This window comes from Salinimicrobium oceani, from assembly GCF_012037645.1.
In genome coordinates this window covers 1-452 of record NZ_JAAVJR010000623.1, presented here as the reverse complement: position 1 = coordinate 452, position 452 = coordinate 1, and the positions used below count along the sequence as shown (strand labels likewise).

At 39.4% G+C, this 452-nt stretch carries 1 pseudogene; it reads right to left on the bottom strand.

Annotation, left to right across the window (positions count from 1 at the left end):
- Positions 1–452 (bottom strand): annotated as a pseudogene (locus tag HC175_RS18565) (hypothetical protein); the annotation flags it as partial.

The following is a 452-nucleotide window of genomic DNA, read 5'->3' as shown; positions in this document are numbered from 1 at the left end:
AGTAGTTGCGTTGTCTGTATAAACATCAATATGGAAATGAGTCATATTCCTAATGTCCAGCTGATTGGCAACAGTTTCAATTCCAACAAAATTCAGATTTGAATAATGTTTGGACGACCTACCTTCAAAAGTCACCTCTTCATAATCTGCAGCAGACCAATCTGTTCTCCAGGTGTCAACGGTTACATCAGTGGCAAAATCACTGAATAGAGAGATGTAAGCAGTATCCCCTACTCTGATGTCATCAAAGTAGAATGTACTTCCTTCACCTGCATTTCCAAAGTCATAGAAAATAACCAGGTTGTCGTAATCTATGGATGGATCAAAAGCTCCGAAAGTGGACAGATCAAAACTTAACTCCTCCCATTCTCCGGAAGTAGTGGTATTGACAAATACTTCAGCTACAACAGATGGATTTCCGTTATTATCTGGCGGTGAAGAAGTATCTTCAA